Genomic DNA, 21,466 nt, shown 5'->3' with positions numbered 1-21,466 from the left:
TCAGGACGCCGGATCGCGCATGCCAGCGGCGATCCGGTTGATGTCCGCGCACTCCACCGTGGCCGGCGGATGCTCCCTGGCGGCCAGTGCAATCATCGCCTGGCCCAGGGCCAGATTGCTGGTCATCAACGAAGGCGCAATCGCACCGGCCAGCTTCATCAACGGCGCGCCGCCCCAGTACAAGGGCTTCAACAGGGCATGACGGGTGCCGGTTCCCGCGACCGGCCTGACGCCACCCGGGCGCAGCATCACCGAGCGCAGCGGCAGGGCCTGCAAAGCAACTTCGGTCTCGCCCTTGACCCTCAGCGGCATCAGCCGGCTCTGAGGGTCTGCACCCGCACCGGATACATACAGAAAGCATCCCTCGGGATTCGCGACCGCCCAGGCACGGGCCACCGCCAGCGTGGTGTCCACGGTAACGCGTCGGTACTCGGCCTCGGCGGTGCCGACCGGTGGCGCACCGGCGCAGTAGAGGCATGCATCGAACCCGGCAAGCTCCTCCACCCGCTCCTGGATACGCAGAAAGTCCGGGACAATCAGTTCGCTGCCGGTGCCGCTCAGACTGCCGGGGTGACGGACCAGCGCGGTCAGGCGGGAAACCTGCGGTGAGCGCTGGCAGGCCAGCACCACACCCTGCCCGACCAGGCCTGCGGCACCGGTCAACAGAATCCGTAATGCACCCGTCCCGACCATCATCGCACCGGCCTCAGAGTTTCACGAAACGCTGGATCTTCCGCGCCAGCCAACCGCTGAACACCAACGGCGCATCCAACGCAGACACGCAGATGCACGGCACACCCGGCGCGGTCACCGGCTGGTGCTCCACCTCCTCGTCCAGATCCGCAACGTCACCCGGCGCGAACAGCCCCAGCGCGTCGTTGTAGGAACCGCGCAGGATCTGGGTCAGCTCGCTGCGGCCATGGCTGTGCATGGGCAGGCACTTGCCGGGGGCGATCTTCAGCATGATCAGCGAGGGCATCTGTTCGGCCCGGATGCAGTGCACCCCCGGCGCCATCCAGCGCCAGCGCAGGTCACCCAGCGAGGTGCCAAAGTAGGGATGCAGTGACGCCGGCAGATGATCGGGATCGGCCTCGGGCCGCTCCTTCGGCATAGGGCGCAGGGATTCCGCCATGGCCATCGGCGTTTCCGTGGCCAGCTGCATCAGCATGGCATCGCGCAACTGTTCACGCCGCGTGTCGGTTGCAGGCGGCTGGGTCTGCTCCAGCAGTACCGAACCGATCGCCTCAGCATCGCGCAGGCGCTGACGGCAATGCGGGCACTGCTCCAGATGAGCACCGGCCACGATGCTCAACGGCGCCGGCAGCGCACCCGCGGCATAGCTCATCAGCGTGGATTCGTGCAGGTGGTGGTGCGGATTCACAGCACACCTCCCACTTTCGCCTGCAGTTGCAGGAAGGCACGGCGCAGGTGCGATTTGACCGTCCCCAGCGGCATGCCCAGCGCTTCGGCGATCTCGCTGTGGCTCTTGGCCTCGAAATAGGACATCCGCACCAGCCGCGCCTGCACCGCCGGCAGCTCGTTGATGCGCTGGCGCAGACGCGCCTGGTCGGCGAACTGCTCGGCGCTGCTGCGCTCGATCACATCCAGCGTCGCCGCGTCCTCCACCGCCGCCTGCACCTGCATCCAGCTGCGCTCACGGCGCACTCGATCGATATGCAGGTTGCGGGCGATGCGATACAACCACGTACTCAGCGCACCCTGCGCCGGATCGAAATCGGCGGCCCGCAGCCATAGGCGCAACAGGCATTCCTGCGCCAGCTCCTCGGCTACGGCATCGGGTGCGCCCAGGCCGCGCAGGTACACGCACAACCGCGGCATGAAGTAGTCGTAGATCCGCATGAAACACTCGCGGTCGCGCAGCCGCGCTACGCCGTCCATGTCACCGGTCCAGTTCGTCGGCTCGCTGCTCGGCTGCTGGGAACTGGACACGGTGCGTGCGGTATCGAAGTTGAGGAGTGTGCTGGCGGCGTCAGGGTACATCTGCGTTCGCGGCGGGCAAGTGAAGGTCTGTCCTCTGTACGCGCAGGGGCAGCCATTGGATGCAGTCGGCACTGCGCATCCAACCGGGCGCCCCCGCCGTATGACCTGAGAGATCTCCGCTTCCGGATGAACACCATGCGCACTGCCTGGCTGCTGTTGTGCCTGCCCCATGCCGCGCTGGCGGCACCCTGGTTGCGAAATGAGGGTGTAGCCACCTCCGCGCAGGGCGACATCCTCTACCGTGAAGTGCACTGGCGGCGCGAGGCAACGGAGGGTGCCGAGCGCTGGGTGCTGTACCAGTGCCCGGATGGCCAGCCCTTCGCCCGCAAGCATCTGCCCGCCAGCGCCCGCCCGCAGGCACGGGGCTATTCGCTGCAGGACCGCCGCAGCGGCCAGACCGCCGAAGTCGACGCCACTGGCGACTCGGTGTCGATTGCCTGGAAGGAAGATGCCGCCAGCCAGCCGCATCAGCGCCGGCTTGAACTGCCGCCGGACGCGGTGATCGATGCAGGGTTCGACGCCGCGGTGCGCCTGCACTGGCCGGCGCTGCTGCGCGGCGAACGCATCAGCCTGCCCTTCCTGGTGCCGGGGCGGCAGCGCTACTTCCCGGTGCAGGTGCGGCGCATCGGTCCGGTACGTTGGCAGGGTATCGATGGGCAGTCGATCGACGTCAGTCTGGACACCTGGTACGGCGGCATCGCCCCGCGTCTGTCACTGGTCTATGCCAGCACGGACCGCCGCCTGCTGGAATTCCGCGGCACCAGCAACCTGCGCGATGCCCGCGGCAGCTACCCGCAGGTGACGGTGCGCTTCAGCTCGCCAGCTGCCGAGCAAACTGCCGCGGAATGGCAGCAGGCCTGGACGCGTCCTCTGGTCGACCGCTGCGCCGTGACGCCCAGGTGAAGTCGAGATTCTTCGCGTCGCAGCGCATCCATTGCACGCGCTGCTGCGTACAGGTAGACACGACACCCGCCGAGATCCCCCAATGGCCTCTGTAGCGCCCCTCCCCCATCGACGCTCGCGCCTGCTGCGTACGCTGCAGCGCTGGATCGACACCGGCAACGTCGCAGAGACCACCGGCGAACAGCCCGGCCGCATCGACTGGTTGCGCGCCGTGCCATTCGCACTGATGCACCTGGCCTGCATCGCTGTGCTCTGGGTCGGAATCTCATGGACAGCGGTGATCGTCGCCGCAGTGCTCTATGCGGTGCGCATGTTCGCCATCACGGCGTTCTATCACCGCTATTTCTCGCACCGGAGCTTCCAGGCATCGCGGCCGGTGCAGTTCGTGTTCGCTGTCATCGGCGCCTCCAGCGTGCAGCGTGGGCCGCTTTGGTGGGCCGCCCATCATCGCCATCACCATCGGCATGCCGACCAGCCGCTGGATCCGCACTCGCCACGCGAGGGCGGCTTCTGGCGCAGCCACATGGGTTGGTTCCTGACCCGCGAGGCGTTCGCCACCGATCTGTCACGGGTACCGGACCTGGCGCGCTTCCCCGAACTGCGCTGGCTGGACCGTTTCGATACGGCCGTACCGGTACTGCTGGCCGCAGCGCTGTATGCATTGGGCGCCGGGTTGGAGCGCTGGGTACCGGGCCTGCACACCTCCGGCCCACAGCTGCTGGTGTGGGGCTTCTTCATCTCCACCATCGTGCTGTTCCATGCCACGGTCACCATCAATTCGCTGGCGCATCGATTCGGCCGCCGCCGCTTCGATACACGCGATGACAGCCGCAACAACCTGTGGCTGGCGCTGCTCACCTTCGGCGAAGGCTGGCACAACAATCACCACTTCTTCCCCGGCACTGTCCGCCAGGGCTTCCGCTGGTGGGAAGTGGATTTGACCTGGTACGGACTGCGCGCGATGGCGGCGCTGGGCCTGGTCAAAGGTCTCAAGCCCATCCCCGAGTGGGTCCTGGCCAAGGCGAGGTACTGACATGCGCATCGCCGTCATCGGCTCGGGTATCGCGGGGCTGGCCAGTGCCTGGTGGCTCGATGGCCAGCACGACGTCACGCTGTTCGAGGCCAACGACTACCTCGGTGGCCATACCCACACGCACGACGTGCAGGTGGATGGCACCCGCATGGCGGTGGATACCGGGTTCATCGTGTTCAATCCCCAGCACTATCCGCTGCTGACCGCGATCTTCGACGAGCTGGGTGTGGCTTCGCAGCCGACCACGATGAGTTTCTCGATGCACAGCGAGCGCAGCGGCGTGGAGTACAACGCCACCTCGCTGGATGGCCTGTTCTGCCAGCGCCGCAACCTGGTGTCACCTCGATTCTGGGGCATGCTGGCCGACCTGCGCCGGTTCTATCGGGATGCGCCGTTGCTGCTGGCCGAGGAAGACGGCCCCACGCTCGGCGAGTACCTGCGCAGCCAGCGCTATGGCGAGGCCTTCATCGACGAGCACCTGCTGCCGATGGCCTCGGCACTGTGGTCCTCACCGACCGCCACCGTGCAGGACTTCCCGGCGCGCTACCTGGCCCAGTTCATGGCCAACCACCAGATGCTGCAGATGACCGGGCGCCCGAGCTGGCGGGTGGTCAGCGGGGGATCGGCGCGCTACGTGGATGCGCTGCGCCGCCGCTGGCGGGTGCATGAGCGGCTGCAATGCCCGGTCAGGATGGTCGAACGCATGCCCTGGGGTGCACGCGTGCACAGCGCGGCCGGCGCGGAGGCCTTCGACGAAGTGATCCTGGCCTGCCACAGCGACCAGGCGCTGGCGTTGCTGGCCGACGCCGATGCCATCGAGCGTGAGGTCCTCGGCGCCATCCGCTATCAATCCAACGAGGCCGTACTGCATACCGATGCCTCGTTGCTGCCGCGCAACCGCAAGGCGTGGGCGGCATGGAACGCGCACGTGCCAGAGGATCGCGCCGCGCCCTGCACGGTCAGCTACTGCATGAACCTGCTGCAGGGCCTGCCCGGCGATACGCCCCTGGTGGTTACCCTCAACCGCAGCGAGGCAATCGATCCGGCCAAAGTACTGCGTACGCTGCGCTACGCCCACCCGGTGCACGACCATGCCGCAGTGCGCGCGCAACAGCGCTGGGCGGAACTGCAGGGCCGTCGCCATACGTGGTTCGCAGGCGCCTATTGGGGCTGGGGCTTCCATGAGGATGGCATCCGCAGCGCCCGCCGCGTGGTCGATGCCCTGCAGGCCTGCGCTCCACATCGGCTGGCATCCGCCGCGGATGAGGTGGCGGCATGAGTGCCAGCGCGCTCTACATCGGGCAGGTGATGCATCGCCGGCATCATCCGCACCCGCATGCCTTCCGTTACCCCATCGCCCAGCTGCTGCTCGATCTGGACGAACTCGATACGGTGTTCGATGGGCGCTGGTTGTGGTCGGTCAATCGCCGCAACCTGGCCGAGTTCCGCCGCAGCGACTACTTCGGCGATCCCGCACGGCCACTGGCCGATGCCATCCGCGATCACGCTGCCCACACTCTTGGCTACCGGCCGACCGGCCCGGTGCGCCTGCTCACCCATCTTCGCTTTGCCGGGCACGTGTTCAACCCGGTCAGTTTCTACTACTGCTACCAGGCCGACGGCAGCACGCTGGACTGCATTGTCGCCGAGATCACCAACACGCCCTGGAAGGAACGGCACGCCTATGTGCTGCCGGTCGCCACCGCCACGCACGAAGGCAGCTCACTGCGTTGGCAGTTCGACAAGTGCTTCCATGTCTCGCCGTTCATGCCGATGGACTGCGGCTACGACTGGCGATTCAACCGCCCCGACCAGGACCTGCGCGTGCACATGCAGGTCTGGCGGGACGGCGTGCGCCAGTTTGATGCCACCCAGGCCATGCAGCGGCGTGCCTTGGATGGCCGCGGGCTGGCCCGGGTCCTGGCCTGCTATCCCCTGATGACCACCCAGGTGGTGGCCGCCATTCACTGGCACGCACTGCGGCTGTGGTTGAAACGCAACCCGGTGCACGACCACCCCACTCTTGCCGAGAAACCGCGATGAACTCGATGACTCCCTGGGTTGCCCTGCCGCGCCCCGGCGCCTTGGACGCGTTCCTGCGCCGCCGCCTGCTGGCCCAGCTTGCCCCCATGCGCGACGGCCGGCTGTGCGTGCGCGATGCACTCGGCGAAGTCTGGCTGGGCGATGCCCGTGGTGAACTGCATGTCACCGTCACCATCGATGACCCGGGGTTCTATCGCAAGGTTGCAGCGCAAGGCAGTGTGGGCGCAGGTGAAAGCTACATCCAGGGCGAATGGCACTGTGATGATCTGGTGGCACTGATCCGGCTGCTGGTACGCAATCGCGACCTGCTGGACGGCATGGAGCGTGGCCCGGCCCGCGTGGGTGGCTGGCTGCTGCGGGGCTGGAACCGCCTGCGCCGCAACAGCCGTGAGGGCAGCCGCCGCAACATCGCCGCGCACTATGACCTGGGCAACGATTTCTTTGCCCTGTTCCTGTCGCCGGACCTGATGTACTCGTCGGCGTTGTTCGCCCGTGAGTCCGAACCGCTGGAATCGGCCTCGCGGCGCAAGCTCGACCGCATCTGCCAGCAGCTGCAGCTCAAACCCGGCGACCGCGTGGTGGAAATCGGCACCGGCTGGGGTGGTTTCGCGGTCCATGCCGCCCGGCACTACGGCTGCCATGTCACGACCACCACCATCTCTGCGGAACAGCATGCGCTGGCCGCCCGGCGCGTACGGGAGGCGGGCCTGCAGGACCAGGTCACGCTGCTGATGCAGGATTACCGCGACCTGCAGGGCCAGTTCGACAAGCTGGTGTCGATCGAGATGATCGAAGCGATCGGCGCCGAATACCTGGACACCTACATGGCCACGCTGCAGCGCCTGCTCAAGCCTGATGGCGTTGCCCTGCTGCAGGCCATCACCATCGAGGACCACCGCTACGAACAGGCCCGGCGCAGCGTCGATTACATCAAGCGCTATGTATTCCCGGGCAGCTTCATCCCATCGATCAACGCGATCATGGCCGCCAAAACGCGCTCCAGCGACCTGCAGCTGATCGCCCAGCAGGATTTCGGCCACTCCTACGCATTGACCCTTCGCGCCTGGCGCCAACGCTTCCTGGCCCAGCTGCCGGCAGTGCAGGCGCAGGGCTTTGACGCGCGCTTCTGCCGACTGTGGGAATTCTACCTGGCCTATTGCGAGGGTGGCTTCCTGGAACGTTCGATCGGCGTCTCGCATCTGTTGCTGGCCCGTCCGGACCACCGGCCCATTTTCGCTGCAACCGGCAGCCACTGACATGCATCGCTTCTGGGCCAATCTGCTCGGCAACCAGCTGGTCTGGCTGTGTGCCGTGGCCGGCGCGGGCCGCGGCTGGCAGTGGCCCGCGCTACTGGCCGCTTCGCTCTACATCGGCAGCCAGCTGTTGACCTCACCGCGCCCCCGGCTGGATCTGCGGCTGTTGATGTTGGCACTGGCCTGCGCATGGCTGGTCGACGCCAGTGCCGCCGCCAGCGGCACGGTGCGCTACGCGGCGGCCCCACTGGGTTGGGCGCCACCGCCGTGGATCATGGCGTTGTGGGCGGCGTTCGCGATGACGCTGACCACGTCGATGCGCTTCCTGCAGCGCCACCCGGCCCTGCCGGCCCTGTTCGGCCTGCTGCTGGCACCGCTGGCCTATCTGTCTGCCGCACGCGGTTTCGACGCAGTGCGGTTCGCAGATCCTGTATGGCCAGGACTGCTGGTGCTGGGCGCGGGCTGGAGCATTGCGCTTTCCCTGCTGTGCCGGACCGCCCGTCGCGGCATGCACATCCCGCAGCCGCCCTTCGCAGGAGCGTCGTCATGATCAATCTGATGTGGGTCCTGCTGTACGCCGTACTGGTGATGAGCTGGGGCTGGGCCTGGCAGCGCCGCCACCACAACATCGGCGTGGTCGATGTGCTCTGGGCAAAGGGCGTGGGCGCCTCGGCGCTGTTGCTGGCGCTGCTGGGCGACGGTGCGGTGATGCCGCGGATCGCGCTGGGCGTGCTCGGCGGCCTGTGGGGCAGTCGACTCGCCCTGCACCTGTGGCACCGGGTCCGTCACGAAGAAGAGGACGGACGCTACCGCTACCTGCGCCAATACTGGCACGGCCACCAGGGCAAGATCTTCGGCTTCTTCATGGCGCAGGCGTTGCTGATCGTCCTGTTCGCCCTGCCCTTCGTGGCGGTGGCTGCCAATCCTCGGACCGACCTGACCCTGTGGGTGGTGGCCGCAGCGCTGGTCTGGCTGCTGAGCGTCGGCGGCGAAAGCCTGGCCGACCGCCAGCTTGCGCGCTTCCGCGCCGACCCGGCGAACAGGGGCCGCACCTGTCGCGCCGGGCTCTGGCGCTATTCCCGCCACCCCAACTACTTCTTCGAGTGGCTGCACTGGTTCACTTATGTCCTGCTCGCGGTCGGCTCGCCACTGTGGTGGCTGGCCTGGGCCGGCCCGCTGCTGATGTACGTGTTCCTGCGCTATCTGAGCGGCATTCCATTCACCGAGAGACAGGCGCTGCGCAGCCGCGGCGACGACTATCGCGCCTACCAGCGCAGTACACCGATGTTCTTTCCCTGGTTTCCCCGTTCTTCCAAGGAGCATGCCGCATGAGCGCGATCCCGTCACTGAACCCAGCCGAAGATGCGGAAACCGGGTTGATCGCCTGGGCCGAACGCGGGCTGGTCCCCGATGCGGCGCTGCGTGCGGGCATCCGCCGCTTGTGCGCGCAGCGCCTGCATGAAGAAAGCGAGGGTGGCATCGAAGGCCAATCGGCACGCTTCAGCCGGCGCATCGCCGAGCTGGCCGACAGCCCGCTCGCGTTGCATACCGACGCAGCCAACCGCCAACACTATGAAGTGCCGGCAGCCTTCTTCCAAGCCTGCCTGGGCAAGCGACTGAAGTACAGCAGCTGCTACTACCCCACCGGGCGCGAAACGCTGGACCAGGCGGAGGACGCCATGCTGGAACTGTACGGCCAGCGCGCCGGACTGGCCGATGGCCAGCAGATTCTTGAGCTGGGCTGCGGCTGGGGCTCATTGACCCTGTGGATGGCCGAACGCTACCCGCAAGCGCATATCACCGCCGTCTCCAACTCGCACAGCCAACGCCAGCACATCATGGCGCAGTGCCAGGCGCGCGGCCTGGACAACGTCGAGGTGCTGACCCGTGACGTCAATCAACTTGATCTGCCGACGGCCCGGTTCGACCGCTGTGTCTCGGTGGAGATGTTCGAGCACGTACGCAACTACCAGCGCCTGATGGCAGGCATCGCACGGTGGCTGAAACCGGATGGCGCGTTGTTCGTGCACATCTTCGCCCATCGCACACTGATGTACCCGTTCGAGACAGACGGCGGCGACAACTGGATGGGTCGCCACTTCTTCACCGGCGGACTGATGCCGGCGGCCGACACGCTGCTGCATTTCCAGCGCGACCTGCGCCTGGATCAACGCTGGTTGCTGAACGGCACCCACTACCAGCGAACGGCCAACCACTGGCTGGCCAACCAGGATGCCGCCCGCGAGCAGGTGATGCCGGTGCTGATCGCCACCTACGGCCAGGCTGCAGCGAAGGTCTGGTGGCAGCGCTGGCGGATGTTCTGGATGGCATGTGCCGAACTGTTCGGCTACGACGACGGCCAGCAGTGGCTGGTGGCCCACTATCTGTTCCGACCCCGCTGAGGTGCCCGATGCGCATGTTTCCGCTGCTTCCCCTGATCGCGGTCGGCCTGTTCGGTTCCGGCTGCAGTTCCAGCGACACCCGCCCGTTGCCGCGTCCACCGTCGGTGGATGTGCCGCGCTTCATGGGCGACTGGTACGTGATCGCGCATATCCCGTCGCGCCCTGAGCGCGAAGCCTTCGACGCCGTGGAGAGCTATGCCCTGCGCCCCGATGGACGCATCCAGACCACCTTCACGTACCGCAAAGGCAGCTTCGAAGCGCCACAGAAGTCCATGCACCCCATCGGCCGTGTCGAGAAGGAAGGCAACGGCGCGGTCTGGGGCATGCAGTTCATCTGGCCGATCCAGGCTGAGTACGTGATCGCCTGGCTCGATGAAAGCTACCGCCAGACCATCGTGGCACGAAGCAAGCGCGATTACGTCTGGTACATGGCCCGCACCCCGCAGGTGTCGGACAGTGACTACCAGCAGGCGGTCGAGCGGATTGCGGCCATGGGTTACGACACCCGCAAGCTGAGGCGGGTGCCGCAATCGGTGCGATGACGCGGCACCTTCTGCCCGGGTCGATCGTCCTGGAGCATCAGTCGATCATCAATCATTGCAACGTGGTGCACTCGCGACGCGCCCTGCAGATACGATGCTGGGCAGGCCAGCAAGGCCGGAACGGATACACGATCGATGAACAGCCCCGCGGACGATGCCATCACAACCTCCTGGAATGGATTCGAAGTCCGGCAGATCCTTCCGTGCGACCTCGACCTCATCTGCGCTCACCGAGAAGCGATGTTCCGTGAAAGCGGCCGGAGCGAAGAGATCCTTCAGCAGATGGCGGCCCCGTTCCGTACCTGGCTCGAACCGCGCCTGGTGTCAGGCGACTACTTCGGCCATGTCCTTTCCGACAATGGACAACCCATCGCAGGCATTGGCCTGATGCTGATCGACTGGCCGCCCCACCCCGCCCATCCAGAGCAGGACACGCGCGGCTACGTACTCAATGTCTACGTGGAGCCCGGCTATCGGCGTCGCGGCATCGCCCGCCAACTGATGAAACTGGCCGACCATGCATTCGCCGGACGAGCGGTGGCCTACGCGGTGCTGCACGCTACCACCCAAGGGAAACCACTGTATGCGGATCTCGGATGGGCTGCGACCAGCGAAATGGCCCGCGACCTGCGCAGCGCGAGCGAAGTACCCCGAAGCGCTTGATTGGGTACTGACGATCCACCTCATCAATCGGCGGCATTGAATTGATGGGCTTTACGCATCGATTCTTAGGAATAATCGCAAAATTCCAACAAGTTCGATGCTCGACGCGACAGCGGCGCCAGAATGATCGCCACGCCCTGCGGGCGCCGATCACCTCCCTGCGCATGAATGGATATCCTGCACCGCGCCGACTGCGGCTGGCACTCCTCGACGATCACGAAATCGTCCGCCGCGGCACCGCCCTGCACCTGTCCCACGACGTCCGCTTCAGCATTGTCGCCAGCCACACCCGCAGCGATGAGCTCATCGGCAGCCTGCGCCAGTTGGCAGTGGATGTCGCCATCATCGATCTCACCCTGGCGCCTGGCGACCGCAGCAGTGATGAGCTGGTTCCGCTGCTGCGCGAGTGCTTCCCACATACTCCCCTGCTCGCCTTCGCCACGCTGACGCCATCCACCCGCATCGACCACCTGCTGGCGACCGGCATCTCCGGCGTAGTCAGCAAGTCCGAGCCCCTGGAGATGCTGTCTGATGCCATCGTGCGCATCTCGCAGGGGCTGTGCCGCCTCCCTGCCGATTGCCTGTTCCCGGCGTGCCGCGAGGAACTCAGCCGCAATGAACGCGAAGTGCTGGACCTGCTCCTGGCCGGCCTGACTGTCTCGGAAATCGCGCTGCGTCGCCACCGCAGCGTCAAGACGGTCAGTACCCAGAAGGTCGCGGCCCTGCGCAAGCTCGGGTTGCGCAATGATGCGGAGATCTATGCACTGCGGCAGCAGCTGGAGATCCAATGAGGCGGCGCGTTCGCCTCCGTCTGCGCACGTCGTGCACGTTGTTGCTGGCCCTGATCCTGCTGCCGGCTGCATCGGCCGAGGATGCACAGTTGCGGAGATGGTCCGCCGGCCGCGAAGTGCGGGTTGCCACCGCGCCATCATTGCGACCGCTCCCCCCAACGCTGGCGGATTCAAGCGCACTGCCCACCCTCGCCCATGGCTATGCCAGGCTTGTGGCTCGGCATTCCGGCCTGCGCTTCCGCGATCTCAACTACCCCAGCACGAGCGCAGCGGTCGCTGCCGTCTGCCGGGACGAGGCCGACCTGGTGCTGGTCATGGGCAGCCCCTCGCATCACCCGCTTCCCTGTCCCGACCTGAGGGCCTCCGGCGCCTTCCATGGCGGCAAGACGGTATTGGCTGTGCGTAAAGGCGAGCACCCGCCCCGTGACATCACCGGCGTGAGGGCGCAGCTGCTGGCCGTGGTTGACGGCGGCCCCTATGCCGACTGGCTGACGATCCACCACCCCCGGATCCGCCTCCTGCATCTCCCGGACCGCCATGCGGCCCTGGCCGCTGTTGAAAGCGGCAACGCCGATGCTGCGATCGGCCTGGAAGCAACGCTGCACTCGATGATCCGGCAGCACTTCACGGGAAGCCTGCAATTGCACCCGTTCGACAGCGAATTCTCCACCGATCTGCACCTGCTTGTCCGCCGGGAGGACCAGCAGCTGCTGGCGCGCATCGATCAGGCGCTGCGCGCCATCACCCTCGAAGAGCACGCAGGCCTGCTGGAGTTGTGGGCGCAGCAGATGCTGCCCACATCCATCGAGAGCGCACTGGATCGTGTGCGTTCCCCGCTCCTGCTCTGGCTGCTGTGCCTGGCCGCGGCACTCATCGGCCTGCCCGTGCTCTGGCAGGCGTTACGCTGGCGAATCGGCCGAGCGGAACAACGCCTCGGGCGCGCGGCGGGAATGATCAGCCATGAAGTGCGCAATTCCGCGCAGACAGTACTGGCTTCGATCGACCTGCTGAGCCAGTCACACCTGCCCAAGGGGCAGCGTGAACTGCTCGCGGCTGCCCTTGCCGCCGGCCACTCGCTGCGCAGGCTGCTTGATCGCTCGCTGGCGTTCTCGCGCCTTGCCAGCGGCAGCTTCAGGCCGCATCCCACGCCCTGCGACGTCGGCCAACTCTGTGCCCGCGCACTGGAAGCAATCCGGCCGGAGGCACTGCGGAGAGGGCTGTCACTCCAGTTGGATCGCGCGCCCGATCCAGCGCCGGTGGTTGTGCTCGATGCTGATGGACTGCGCCAGATTGTCGACAACCTGCTGGGCAATGCACTGAAATTCACCGATGTCGGCGGTATCGAGGTGCGCCTGCAACTACAACCCGCCCTGTCTCCCCGGGAGCTGTTGCTGGATGTGATCGACAGCGGCATCGGCATCGCACCCGCTCAACTGGCGCTTCTGTTCCGACCATTCCAGCAGAACGAGGATGGCCAGAGACGTGGCGGCAGCGGACTGGGTCTGACGATTGCGCACGAACTGGCCGTTGCCATGGGCGGCAACCTGACCGCACACAGCGTGCATGGGCGCGGCAGCCGCTTCACCCTGCGATTGCCGGTCCGCGCCGTTCACGGCGATCAGCCGCCCATCGAGCCGCTGCAGCAGACGCCACTGACCGGCATCGACCTGCTCCTTGTCGAAGATCATGCACTCAGCCGGCATGTCGTCGCAGAGCAACTGCGTCGGCTGGGCGCCGACGTACGCGCGGTTGCCGATGCCGACGCCGCATTGGCCGAGCATGCGCTACGACCGCGCGGCACGGTAGTACTGGATATCGGGCTTCGCGGCTCGGATGGCTATGCACTGGCGCAGCAGCTGCGCGCGCAGGCACAGGCACCTCTGCGAGTGATTGCCCTGTCCGCCCGCATGGGGCGCCGGCACGCGGCACGCTGCCGAAGGGCCGGCTTCGACGCCATCCTGGTCAAGCCGCTGCAGGTTGCGAGCCTGCTGCAGGCGCTGGACCTGCCGCCCTCGGCGCACGGCACCGCGCCCGATGACACCCCTGGCGCCGAGCCGGATTACGCTGCGGACATTGCCCATGAACTGGCCAGGATTGAACAGGCCGTGCAGGACGCCAATACCTCGACACTGCGCCATCATGCACACCGGCTGCAGGGAACGCTGCAGATGTGCCGGGCAACGGATCAGGCCGGCACGGCGGCCGACCTGTGGGAACTGGGGCATGAGGCCGCGCCTGACTGGGTCGAGGCGCGGCGACTGCTGCGGGGATTGCAGCAGTGGCACGGCTCCCGCAAGGCGGAAGCCGCACCATCGGCCTGATCAGGCCGCCAGGCGCTCGACCTGGCGACGGGTCAGGTCATTGAAGCGACCCAGCGACATCAGGTGCTGATGGATCAGCGCCAGCCAGCCGCTGCGGTGCCACTCGACCACGGTCGCTTCCGGCAGCGCTACGAACTTCTCGACGTCCACCACCAGGAAGCCGTTGAGATTGAACTCGCGGCCATCCGGAGTGCGGACGGTGGCGTTGCGCTCGACCAGCAGGCCGTTGTCGATCAGCGCCTTGGAGAAGGCCTGGGTCTGTTCGTGCTCGCGGGTGTACTGGCCGCAGAACTCCAACGCCTGCTGCACCATGTCGGTGGCCTTGCCATCAACGAACAGCGGCTGGCCTTCGTCACCACCCTTGACCACGCGCGCGCTCTCTTCGTCGATGCCCAGCAGGAAGTCGTTGTCTGCACCGGTGTCGATGAAGATGAAGGGGTGGCGACGCAGGTAGGCCGGGATATAGGCCTCGTCTTCCCACAGGCCGTCCTTGATGAACAGGTTCTGGTCGGACACGCCCACGGCTGCCATCGGCACGGCGGTCGGGCCGGCGAACAGGATCGGGAAGTGGTGCAGGGCCAGCGAGAACTCGCCCAGCACCAGCGGAATGGCGTTGTTGCCGGCGGCAAACTCGAGCCTGCCCGGCAGGATGCGCAGATCGGCATGCACATCGGCCTGCAGCGGCACCGGACGGGTGTAGAACAGGGGGGCGCTGCTCGGCGCCGCTTCGGTGGTGGTGTCGCTGGTGGTCGTCATCTTGGGAACCGTTCGATCATGCGCGCCTGCCATCCCGGGCGCGCCAGCGGGAACAACCTGAATCCCGCATTATCAACAAGCTCGATGACAACGGCCACCCCACCGACGGCCTATTTCAACTGCAGGGGGTAGCGCTGCCAGAGGACGTGGACCAGGAACCCGGCCAGCTCGGTGTCGCGCGCGCTCACAGCAGCGCGGATCTTGTCCAGCAGCACCATGTCCGAGCAGGAGCGCACATCGGCATGGTTGGCCTGCCCGGCCCGGCGCGCGCGGTAGCGCGCTGCGCGCTGCGCGTCACTCATTGCGTACCCGAACTTGGGCGGACGACCGCGCTTTCGCGGCAGGGTCAGCTCCAGGGTTCCGGGGTCTTTGTCATCACGCATGAGAGGGGTGCGGGCGGCGGCGAGCAACGGGGGGTGCGCAATTTATCGTGAGGCATCACTTTAATCCAGCTTTTTCTGCAGTTTTGTTGCGATGCAGTGCATTATCCCGGTGTCGATGCGAATTCATCCACGCATGGCGTGGATCTACTGCAGGGCCTGCAACCCGATCACCCGGTAGATCCACGCCATGCGTGGATGGGCGTTCCCGACGACAAAAAAAGGGAGCCCGCGAACGGGCTCCCTCACCTTTCCTCATGCAGCGCGTACCGGCTCGTAACCATGCAGGTGCGCCTCACTGCTGGCCCGCCCCTGGCTGAGCGAACGCAGTGATGTGGTGTAACCCACCAGCTGCGCCAGCGGCGCAAAGCCGCTGACCTCGGCGCGACCGTCCTGGTCGTCGATGCGGGCAATGCGACCATGGCGGCGGTTGAGATCGCCCACCACATCACCCACCGACGCCGACGGCGAATGCACCGTCACCGCCATCACCGGCTCCAGCAGCTGCGTACCGCCCTCCACCAGTGCCGCCTTGACCGCTTCGGCACCGGCACGGTGGAACGCCATCTCCGACGAGTCCTTGGCATGGGTCTGGCCATCGACAAGACTGACCTCGATACCGACCACCGGATGGCCCTGCGGACCTTCCGACAGCGCGGCACGCACGCCCTTCTCCACCGCCGCGATGAAGCTGCGCGGCACCACGCCACCGACGATGCGGTCGTTGAACACGACCTGGTCGTCCTCGCGCGGCGACACATCCAGCACCACGTGCGCGAACTGGCCCTGGCCACCGGTCTGCTTGACCAGCCGCCCCACCACGCCGGTCATCGCTCGCAGCGGTGTCTCCTGGTAGGCCACGCGCGGCGAACCTACGCCCACCTCGACCTTCCACTCGCTGCGCAGGCGCTCGACCATCACCTCCAGGTGCAGCTCGCCCATGCCCCAGACCAGGGTTTCCGCCGTGTCGCGATCGGTTTCGACGCGGAACGAGGGATCTTCCTGGGCCAGACTGGCCAGGCCCTGCGCCATCCGGATCAGGTCGGCCGCACGCGCCGGCTCCAGCCGCCAGGCCAGCACCGGCGCCTGTGCCTGGATGTTCTCCAGCCGCAGCGGCTGCGCACGGCCACTCAGCGTTTCACCGCTGACCGCATCCTTCCAGCCCAGCACCGCGACGATGTCACCGGCCACAGCCTGTTCGATGTCGTGGGTCTGGTCGGCCTGCACCCGCACCAGGCGACTGACACGTCGACCCTGCGGATGCTGCGAACTGGCCACGGCATCACCGACCTTCAAGGTGCCCGAGTACAGCCGCACGAAGCTCAATGCGCCGTGCTGCTGGTGAGTGATCTTGAACAGCAGGCCGGCCAGCGGACCGTCTGGATCCGGCGGCAGCACCACCTCGCCGCTCTCGCTTTCAGCGGTGACGGCAGGCCGATCCAGCGGCGACGGCAGGTAATCGACCACCGCATCCAGCAGCGTCTCGATGCCCTTGTCCTTGAACGCGGCACCGGCCAGCACCGGCACGCCTGCACCGGCCAGCGTCGCGCGTCGGATCGCCGCGCGCAGCAGTTCCGCATCGATCACGCGACCCTCCAGCCAGGCATCAGCCAGCAGTTCGTCGTGGTCGGCCACGGCCTCGACCAGTGCGTCGCGCTGCGGCTGCCACAGGGTGCGCGCCGCGTCGTCCCACGGGGTCACCGTGGTTACGGCACCATCCTGCCAGTGCAGCACGCGCTCATCGACCAGGTCGACCCAGCCGTTGAAGTCGCTTTCGCTGCCCAGTGGCACACCGAGCGCCCACGGCCGCGCCCTCAGCTTGTCCTGCAGCTGCTCCAGCACGCACTCGAACGAGGCGCCGACGCGATCCATCTTGTTGACGAACGCGATCAGCGGCACGCGATGGCGACGCGCCTGGCGCCACACCGTCTCCGACTGCGGCTGCACGCCGTCCACCGCCGAGAACACAGCCACGGCTCCGTCGAGCACGCGCAGCGAACGCTCGACTTCAATGGCGAAGTCGATGTGGCCGGGAGTGTCGATCAGGGTCAGCCGATGCGGCGGCAGGTCGCGCGGCGCCCACTGCGCCTGCACGGCGGCGGCGCCGATGGTGATGCCACGTTCGCGCTCGATCTCCGAGAAATCGGTGGTCGCATTGCCGTCGTGCACTTCGCCGACGCGATGGATCTCGCCGCTTTTCCACAGCAGGCGTTCGGTCAGCGTGGTCTTGCCGGCGTCGATGTGGGCAATGATGCCGAGATTGCGACGACGGGAAAGGACTTGGGTGTTCATGAGAAAGGTTCCTGCAAAGCCAACTTCGGGGGCCGCGCACCCCGGTTGGCGACAGGGCGCGCGGCTAGCGTTCGGTCTCGGCGATCTGGTGCATGGCACGTTCTCCTTGCGGTACACCGGGTTACGGGGAATGGAACTACGGAAACAAAAAGAGCGCCCCGGAGGGCGCTCTGTCGAAGGTCCAGCGATGGCCGCTTCAACGGCCTCGTGGGGCTCCAGGCAGACACGCCCGTTCCGCGCTTGCGCGGGTCAGGGTGAAAAACTTCAGGAGCGGCATCCGGTTCATGGCGCGTATTCTAGACCTGCCAATCTGGCGCGCAAGTGAATATTGCGCACATAAATGGAACGATGAAGCCGACAGCGATTGGGGTCCGGTCCCTTGGCCACGGGCAAAGGGCTCTGACCCCAGCTGACCTCACTTGCACTTGTGCAGCTTGCGCGCCTCACCCACCGTCGCAGCCTGGTCGTCCCCCATCGAGATCCATCCCTTCAACGACATCGCCGGATCCACCTGCGCCTGGCGCGGGCCGCCATGGACCACCACCTCGGTCCAGCTGCCGACCGGCGCCAGCTCCGACAGTCGCGCCACCTGGTCGTCTTCGGTACTGAACATGTCGTCCGGCTCCGCAGGCTTGGCCTTGTTCACGGTCTCGGTCTTGCGTGCCCGGATCCGCAGCGCGCCATCGGCCATGCGCTGGGTGGTGACGTCATGGCGTTCCACCCCGTAGGCCCAGCTGCTCTCACCCGCGCGACGGGTCTCGCTGCCGTCGTCCGCCACCACCACCGAATCCCCCGCCGCTTCGGCCACGGCCGCAAGCGAACCCAGGCCGGACATCATTGCCTGATAGGCAATCATCTGCCGCTGTTCAGCGGCCAGCGCAACGTCACCTGCCTTGCCGGCAGGAATCTGCAGGTACACCGCCTCCCTGCACAGCATCAGCACCTGCTGGTCATCCCAGCTGATGAGCACTTCATCACTGGCGAAATAGCGGGTCGTCACCGGAACCACCGGAGCGCCCCCGCCGGCGGAATACCGGCTCTCGATCAGCGAGGCCTGCTCGGCGGCCTTGATCAGGGAGACCGAGGATGCGGACGCGGTGCTGGCGGCGCATACGGAGGCGACCATTGCCGAGAGCAGCACGCCATGTGAAACAGTACGGATCATCACATCAGTCCATTGAAGAAAACGAACTGCACATGATACGTGGCCGCGCAGAACGACTGGACGCTCAGGTCACAACCACCAGCGGCACGCCGCGCCGTGGGTGCTCCAGCACCACCACATCCTGCTGGTAGACCCGCTGCAGGTTGTCTTCGGTGAGCACCTGCAACGGCGTGCCATCGGCCGCCACCCTGCCCTGCTCCAGCAGCACGATGCGGTCGGCATAGCCGGCAGCCAGATTGAGGTCGTGCAGCACCACGATCACGCACGCACCGGCCTCGGCACAGGCGCGCACACTGCGCAGCGTGCGTTCCTGGTGACGCAGATCCAGCGCTGCGGTCGGCTCATCCAGCAGCAGCAGCGGCGTGTCCTGCGTCAGCACGCGCGCGAACGTCGTCCGGGCGGACTCGCCACCGGACAGCTGCTGCACCTCGCGCAGGCGCAGCGCCTGCAGCTCGGCGGCATCGATTGCCGCTTCCACCTGGGCGTCGTCCACGGCTGGATCCGGCGGATGCGGCAGCCGCCCCATCGCCACCACTTCTTCCACACTGAACGCGAAGCGCACGCCGTGCTCCTGCGGCATCACCGCGCGCTCGCGCGCCAGTGGCCCGGCCTTGTAGCTGGTCAGCGGCCGGCCCAGCAGACTGACTTCGCCCGCGTCAGCGCGCAGGTCACCGGCGGCGACCGCCAACAACGTGGACTTGCCCGCGCCATTCGGGCCAACCAGTGCGGTGACCGTACCCGGTTCGAACGCCAGCGAGATGCCGTGCAGGATCTCGCGCTGCTGGCGGCGTACCACCACCTCATGCAGCTTCAGCAGCACGCTCATGGCGCGGCCTTGCGGCGCTGCTGCAGCACCAGCCAGAGGAAGAACGGCGCACCCAGCGCGGCCGAGAACAGGCCCAGCGGAATCTCCGCCGGGGGATCGAGCGTGCGAGCCGCGGTGTCGGCCACCACGATCAGCAGTGCGCCCAGCAGCCCGGACAACGGCAGCAACCAGCGATGACCAGGGCCGACCAGCAGGCGCGCCACGTGCGGCACCACCAGGCCGACGAAACTGATCGAACCGGCAAACGCCACCGCTGCGCCCACCAGCAGCGCACTGAACGCCACCAGACGACGCCGCGTGCGGGTCACATCCAGCCCGAGGTGCTGTGCCTGGCGTTCGCCCAGCGCCAGCATGTCCAGCGGCGTGGCCAACCGCTGCAGCGCGAACACACCGATGGCAAACAACGGCACCACGGCCGCCACATCGGCCCAGTTGGCGCGCGCCAGCGAGCCCATCTGCCAGAACACCAGCGACTGCAGCTCGCTCTCGCTGGCGATATATGTAAGGAAACCGATCAGCGCCGAGCAGAACGCGGCCATCGCGATACCGACCAGCAGCAGCGTGGCGTTGCCCGTGCCCTTGCCGGGCCGGGCCAACGCGTAGGTCAGGCCGATGGCCAGTGCGCCGCCAGCGAACGCGGCCACCGGCACCAGCCAACCGGCCGCGCCCGCAGCACCCAGCACGATGGCGGCAACTGCACCCAGTGCGGCGCCCTGGCTTACACCGACAATGCCGGGATCGGCCAGCGGATTGCCGAACAGGCCCTGCAGGCTGGCACCGGCCATCGCCAGCGACGCACCGACCATCGCGCCCAACAGGGCACGCGGAATACGCAGCTGCCAGACCACAGCGAGGTCGCGGCTGCTGACCGCTTGCGGATCGAGCAGACCCAGCTTCACCGCCAACGCCTGCATCACCTCCATCGGCGGCAGCCGCAGCGGGCCCACGGCGAACGAGGCCAGCACTGCCCCCAGCAGTGCCAGCAACGCCACCAGCAACATCGTCCGCCCGCGACGGCGGCGCCGATCCGCCGGACTCATGCCTTCGGCAACGCCGCGAGGGCCTTGGCCAGCGCCAGCGCACCAGCACCGGAACCGACACTTGTGTACTTCAGCTGCACATCCGGCATCACCCAGACCCGATTGGCCTGCCCGGCCGGGGTCTGCTTCAGCGTCGGGTACGCCTTCCACAGGCCCTCGGCACCGCCGAACAGCTGCAGGTCATGCTCGGTCACCAGGATCACTTCCGGTGCCGCCGCGACCACGCCCTCATTGCTCAGCTGCGAGTAGTTCTTCACACCCGCCTCGGTGCCGATGTTGACGCCACCGGCCAGTGCGATCAGCTGCGCCGACGCACTGTCGGCACCCGCAACGGTGGGTGAGCCACCGGCGCCGGTGGCCGACACGTGGATCAGTCGTGGCGCATGGCCCAGGCCCTTGCCAATCGCTGCAGCCTCATCGAGCTGGCGCTGCACCTGCGTGGCAAGTGCCTGCCCTGCTTCGGCCAGCCCTAGTGCGGCGGCGACCTTGCGCACCTTGTCCGGTGCCGGCTGCAGGTCATCGATGACCACCGCCGGTTCGCCCACCTCACGCAGTTTCTTCGCCAGCTCGGTGTGGCGGCGCAGGCTGTTGCCGAGGAACAGCGACCCCTGCAGGCTCAGCACGCCCTCCACGCCCGTGGTGCGGTTGAACAGGAACTGGTGCGGGGCAGCCAGGCCAGCCTGGGTGGTGGTATTGGTCGGCGCTGCGAACACCTGCTTGTCCAGTCCCAGCGCCTCGATCACCGCGATCACGTCGTCACCACCGGCGATGATGCGGCTGGTATCGGCCACCTCGACGTCGGCGCCGTCATCGGAATGCACCTTGGCCGGCAGCACTGCCTTCTGGTCGCGCACGACCGGCATATCGGTGCCAGCCACGCGCTGCCAGCCTACAGGCAACGCAACTTCGCCAGCCGCGGTTGCGGCGGCGGCGGGCTCAACCGGCTTGCCGCTGTCCGAGGGCGTCGATGAACCGCCACAGGCAGCCAGTGCCAGCGAGACAGCCAATGAAAGCGCACACAGGCGCAGACGGGACGCGATGTTCATGCTCGTTCT

22 protein-coding genes are annotated in these 21,466 nt (G+C 66.9%); 12 read left to right on the top strand and 10 right to left on the bottom strand.

Annotated features, from left to right (window positions below):
• The 3 genes from ACMZ91_RS07645 to ACMZ91_RS07635 are packed head-to-tail and all read right to left on the bottom strand — an operon-like array spanning position 1 to position 2,001.
• Entirely contained in the window at positions 1 to 693 is a 693-nt protein-coding gene (locus ACMZ91_RS07645) for a Rossmann-fold NAD(P)-binding domain-containing protein (protein WP_049463450.1), read from the bottom strand.
• A gap of 13 nt (positions 694 to 706) precedes the next feature.
• Positions 707 to 1,381: a ChrR family anti-sigma-E factor gene (locus ACMZ91_RS07640; protein WP_049463353.1), complete on the bottom strand. Its 675-nt coding sequence runs from the start codon at positions 1,379 to 1,381 to the stop codon at positions 707 to 709.
• Positions 1,378 to 2,001 carry a sigma-70 family RNA polymerase sigma factor gene (locus tag ACMZ91_RS07635; protein WP_049463352.1) on the bottom strand — a complete coding sequence of 208 codons (624 nt, stop codon included), beginning with the start codon at positions 1,999 to 2,001 and terminating at the stop codon, positions 1,378 to 1,380. Before ACMZ91_RS07635 ends, ACMZ91_RS07640 begins: the two co-directional genes overlap by 4 nt.
• Positions 2,002 to 2,136: 135 nt before the next feature.
• On the opposite strand from ACMZ91_RS07635, the gene ACMZ91_RS07630 reads away from it, so the two are divergent.
• The 12 genes from ACMZ91_RS07630 to ACMZ91_RS07575 all read left to right on the top strand — a co-directional run bounded on the left by ACMZ91_RS07630 (position 2,137) and on the right by ACMZ91_RS07575 (position 13,952).
• Positions 2,137 to 2,904: a hypothetical protein gene (locus ACMZ91_RS07630; RefSeq protein WP_049463449.1), complete on the top strand. Its 768-nt coding sequence runs from the start codon at positions 2,137 to 2,139 to the stop codon at positions 2,902 to 2,904.
• 82 nt (positions 2,905 to 2,986) lie between these two features.
• A complete protein-coding gene (locus tag ACMZ91_RS07625) occupies positions 2,987 to 3,937 on the top strand; it encodes an acyl-CoA desaturase (RefSeq protein ID WP_414576494.1) in 951 nt (316 codons plus the stop codon).
• 1 nt (position 3,938) lies between these two features.
• On the top strand, positions 3,939 to 5,216 hold the full coding sequence (locus ACMZ91_RS07620) for an NAD(P)/FAD-dependent oxidoreductase (RefSeq protein WP_049463350.1): 1,278 nt from the start codon (positions 3,939 to 3,941) through the stop codon (positions 5,214 to 5,216).
• Positions 5,213 to 5,980 (top strand): DUF1365 domain-containing protein, encoded by a 768-nt coding sequence (locus tag ACMZ91_RS07615; protein WP_049463349.1) that lies wholly within the window; start codon positions 5,213 to 5,215, stop codon positions 5,978 to 5,980. Before ACMZ91_RS07620 ends, ACMZ91_RS07615 begins: the two co-directional genes overlap by 4 nt.
• Entirely contained in the window at positions 5,977 to 7,236 is a 1,260-nt protein-coding gene (locus tag ACMZ91_RS07610; protein ID WP_049463348.1) for an SAM-dependent methyltransferase, read from the top strand. The genes ACMZ91_RS07615 and ACMZ91_RS07610 overlap by 4 nt, the downstream gene beginning before the upstream one ends.
• 1 nt (position 7,237) lies before the next feature.
• Entirely contained in the window at positions 7,238 to 7,783 is a 546-nt protein-coding gene (locus ACMZ91_RS07605) for a DUF2878 domain-containing protein (RefSeq protein ID WP_049463347.1), read from the top strand.
• Complete coding sequence (locus tag ACMZ91_RS07600; RefSeq protein WP_049463346.1) at positions 7,780 to 8,565, top strand: DUF1295 domain-containing protein; 786 nt, start codon at positions 7,780 to 7,782, stop codon at positions 8,563 to 8,565. The genes ACMZ91_RS07605 and ACMZ91_RS07600 overlap by 4 nt, the downstream gene beginning before the upstream one ends.
• Positions 8,562 to 9,635 (top strand): SAM-dependent methyltransferase, encoded by a 1,074-nt coding sequence (locus tag ACMZ91_RS07595; RefSeq protein WP_049463345.1) that lies wholly within the window; start codon positions 8,562 to 8,564, stop codon positions 9,633 to 9,635. Before ACMZ91_RS07600 ends, ACMZ91_RS07595 begins: the two co-directional genes overlap by 4 nt.
• Before the next feature lie 8 nt (positions 9,636 to 9,643).
• The gene (locus ACMZ91_RS07590; protein WP_049421983.1) at positions 9,644 to 10,177 is read left to right on the top strand and encodes a lipocalin family protein; all 534 of its coding nucleotides are present in this window, start codon (positions 9,644 to 9,646) and stop codon (positions 10,175 to 10,177) included.
• A 135-nt stretch (positions 10,178 to 10,312) separates the two neighbouring features.
• On the top strand, positions 10,313 to 10,840 hold the full coding sequence (locus tag ACMZ91_RS07585; RefSeq protein WP_032127338.1) for a GNAT family N-acetyltransferase: 528 nt from the start codon (positions 10,313 to 10,315) through the stop codon (positions 10,838 to 10,840).
• Positions 10,841 to 11,004: 164 nt separating this feature from the next.
• Positions 11,005 to 11,631: a LuxR C-terminal-related transcriptional regulator gene (locus tag ACMZ91_RS07580; protein WP_049463344.1), complete on the top strand. Its 627-nt coding sequence runs from the start codon at positions 11,005 to 11,007 to the stop codon at positions 11,629 to 11,631.
• On the top strand, positions 11,628 to 13,952 hold the full coding sequence (locus tag ACMZ91_RS07575) for an ATP-binding protein (protein WP_080356584.1): 2,325 nt from the start codon (positions 11,628 to 11,630) through the stop codon (positions 13,950 to 13,952). Before ACMZ91_RS07580 ends, ACMZ91_RS07575 begins: the two co-directional genes overlap by 4 nt.
• On the opposite strand, the gene ACMZ91_RS07570 is transcribed toward ACMZ91_RS07575, so the two are convergent.
• The 7 genes from ACMZ91_RS07570 to ACMZ91_RS07540 form a co-directional block, all read right to left on the bottom strand.
• Positions 13,953 to 14,708 carry a SapC family protein gene (locus ACMZ91_RS07570; RefSeq protein WP_032127340.1) on the bottom strand — a complete coding sequence of 252 codons (756 nt, stop codon included), beginning with the start codon at positions 14,706 to 14,708 and terminating at the stop codon, positions 13,953 to 13,955.
• Between the two features lie 110 nt (positions 14,709 to 14,818).
• On the bottom strand, positions 14,819 to 15,091 hold the full coding sequence (locus ACMZ91_RS07565) for a hypothetical protein (protein ID WP_005409616.1): 273 nt from the start codon (positions 15,089 to 15,091) through the stop codon (positions 14,819 to 14,821).
• A 252-nt stretch (positions 15,092 to 15,343) separates the two neighbouring features.
• Positions 15,344 to 17,380: an elongation factor G gene (gene fusA, locus ACMZ91_RS07560; RefSeq protein WP_049463343.1), complete on the bottom strand. Its 2,037-nt coding sequence runs from the start codon at positions 17,378 to 17,380 to the stop codon at positions 15,344 to 15,346.
• A 415-nt stretch (positions 17,381 to 17,795) separates the two neighbouring features.
• Positions 17,796 to 18,545: a hypothetical protein gene (locus tag ACMZ91_RS07555; RefSeq protein ID WP_049463342.1), complete on the bottom strand. Its 750-nt coding sequence runs from the start codon at positions 18,543 to 18,545 to the stop codon at positions 17,796 to 17,798.
• Between the two features lie 64 nt (positions 18,546 to 18,609).
• Complete coding sequence (locus ACMZ91_RS07550) at positions 18,610 to 19,371, bottom strand: heme ABC transporter ATP-binding protein (RefSeq protein ID WP_049463341.1); 762 nt, start codon at positions 19,369 to 19,371, stop codon at positions 18,610 to 18,612.
• Positions 19,368 to 20,411: a FecCD family ABC transporter permease gene (locus ACMZ91_RS07545; protein ID WP_012511012.1), complete on the bottom strand. Its 1,044-nt coding sequence runs from the start codon at positions 20,409 to 20,411 to the stop codon at positions 19,368 to 19,370. The genes ACMZ91_RS07550 and ACMZ91_RS07545 overlap by 4 nt, the downstream gene beginning before the upstream one ends.
• Entirely contained in the window at positions 20,408 to 21,457 is a 1,050-nt protein-coding gene (locus ACMZ91_RS07540; RefSeq protein ID WP_049463340.1) for a heme/hemin ABC transporter substrate-binding protein, read from the bottom strand. The genes ACMZ91_RS07545 and ACMZ91_RS07540 overlap by 4 nt, the downstream gene beginning before the upstream one ends.
• Positions 21,458 to 21,466: the final 9 nt, after the last annotated feature.

This window comes from Stenotrophomonas sp. FR024 (assembly GCF_047500745.2).
Lineage (GTDB): Bacteria > Pseudomonadota > Gammaproteobacteria > Xanthomonadales > Xanthomonadaceae > Stenotrophomonas > Stenotrophomonas maltophilia_A.
Note: the sequence above shows the minus strand (reverse complement) of the source record. Positions and strands in the feature narration are given on the sequence as shown.

What these genes read in the sequence shown, in the direction of transcription:
- ACMZ91_RS07645 (WP_049463450.1), bottom strand. Translation starts at nt 693, where the DNA reads ATGGTCGGGACGGGTGCATTACGGATTCTGTTGACCGGTGCCGCAGGC.
- ACMZ91_RS07635 (WP_049463352.1), bottom strand. Translation starts at nt 2,001, where the DNA reads ATGTACCCTGACGCCGCCAGCACACTCCTCAACTTCGATACCGCACGC.
- ACMZ91_RS07630 (WP_049463449.1), top strand. Translation starts at nt 2,137, where the DNA reads ATGCGCACTGCCTGGCTGCTGTTGTGCCTGCCCCATGCCGCGCTGGCG.
- ACMZ91_RS07625 (WP_414576494.1), top strand. Translation starts at nt 2,987, where the DNA reads ATGGCCTCTGTAGCGCCCCTCCCCCATCGACGCTCGCGCCTGCTGCGT.
- ACMZ91_RS07620 (WP_049463350.1), top strand. Translation starts at nt 3,939, where the DNA reads ATGCGCATCGCCGTCATCGGCTCGGGTATCGCGGGGCTGGCCAGTGCC.
- ACMZ91_RS07615 (WP_049463349.1), top strand. Translation starts at nt 5,213, where the DNA reads ATGAGTGCCAGCGCGCTCTACATCGGGCAGGTGATGCATCGCCGGCAT.
- ACMZ91_RS07610 (WP_049463348.1), top strand. Translation starts at nt 5,977, where the DNA reads ATGAACTCGATGACTCCCTGGGTTGCCCTGCCGCGCCCCGGCGCCTTG.
- ACMZ91_RS07605 (WP_049463347.1), top strand. Translation starts at nt 7,238, where the DNA reads ATGCATCGCTTCTGGGCCAATCTGCTCGGCAACCAGCTGGTCTGGCTG.
- ACMZ91_RS07600 (WP_049463346.1), top strand. Translation starts at nt 7,780, where the DNA reads ATGATCAATCTGATGTGGGTCCTGCTGTACGCCGTACTGGTGATGAGC.
- ACMZ91_RS07595 (WP_049463345.1), top strand. Translation starts at nt 8,562, where the DNA reads ATGAGCGCGATCCCGTCACTGAACCCAGCCGAAGATGCGGAAACCGGG.
- ACMZ91_RS07590 (WP_049421983.1), top strand. Translation starts at nt 9,644, where the DNA reads ATGCGCATGTTTCCGCTGCTTCCCCTGATCGCGGTCGGCCTGTTCGGT.
- ACMZ91_RS07585 (WP_032127338.1), top strand. Translation starts at nt 10,313, where the DNA reads ATGAACAGCCCCGCGGACGATGCCATCACAACCTCCTGGAATGGATTC.
- ACMZ91_RS07580 (WP_049463344.1), top strand. Translation starts at nt 11,005, where the DNA reads ATGAATGGATATCCTGCACCGCGCCGACTGCGGCTGGCACTCCTCGAC.
- ACMZ91_RS07575 (WP_080356584.1), top strand. Translation starts at nt 11,628, where the DNA reads ATGAGGCGGCGCGTTCGCCTCCGTCTGCGCACGTCGTGCACGTTGTTG.
- ACMZ91_RS07570 (WP_032127340.1), bottom strand. Translation starts at nt 14,708, where the DNA reads ATGACGACCACCAGCGACACCACCACCGAAGCGGCGCCGAGCAGCGCC.
- ACMZ91_RS07565 (WP_005409616.1), bottom strand. Translation starts at nt 15,091, where the DNA reads ATGCGTGATGACAAAGACCCCGGAACCCTGGAGCTGACCCTGCCGCGA.
- fusA (WP_049463343.1), bottom strand. Translation starts at nt 17,380, where the DNA reads ATGAACACCCAAGTCCTTTCCCGTCGTCGCAATCTCGGCATCATTGCC.
- ACMZ91_RS07555 (WP_049463342.1), bottom strand. Translation starts at nt 18,545, where the DNA reads ATGATCCGTACTGTTTCACATGGCGTGCTGCTCTCGGCAATGGTCGCC.
- ACMZ91_RS07550 (WP_049463341.1), bottom strand. Translation starts at nt 19,371, where the DNA reads ATGAGCGTGCTGCTGAAGCTGCATGAGGTGGTGGTACGCCGCCAGCAG.
- ACMZ91_RS07545 (WP_012511012.1), bottom strand. Translation starts at nt 20,411, where the DNA reads ATGAGTCCGGCGGATCGGCGCCGCCGTCGCGGGCGGACGATGTTGCTG.
- ACMZ91_RS07540 (WP_049463340.1), bottom strand. Translation starts at nt 21,457, where the DNA reads ATGAACATCGCGTCCCGTCTGCGCCTGTGTGCGCTTTCATTGGCTGTC.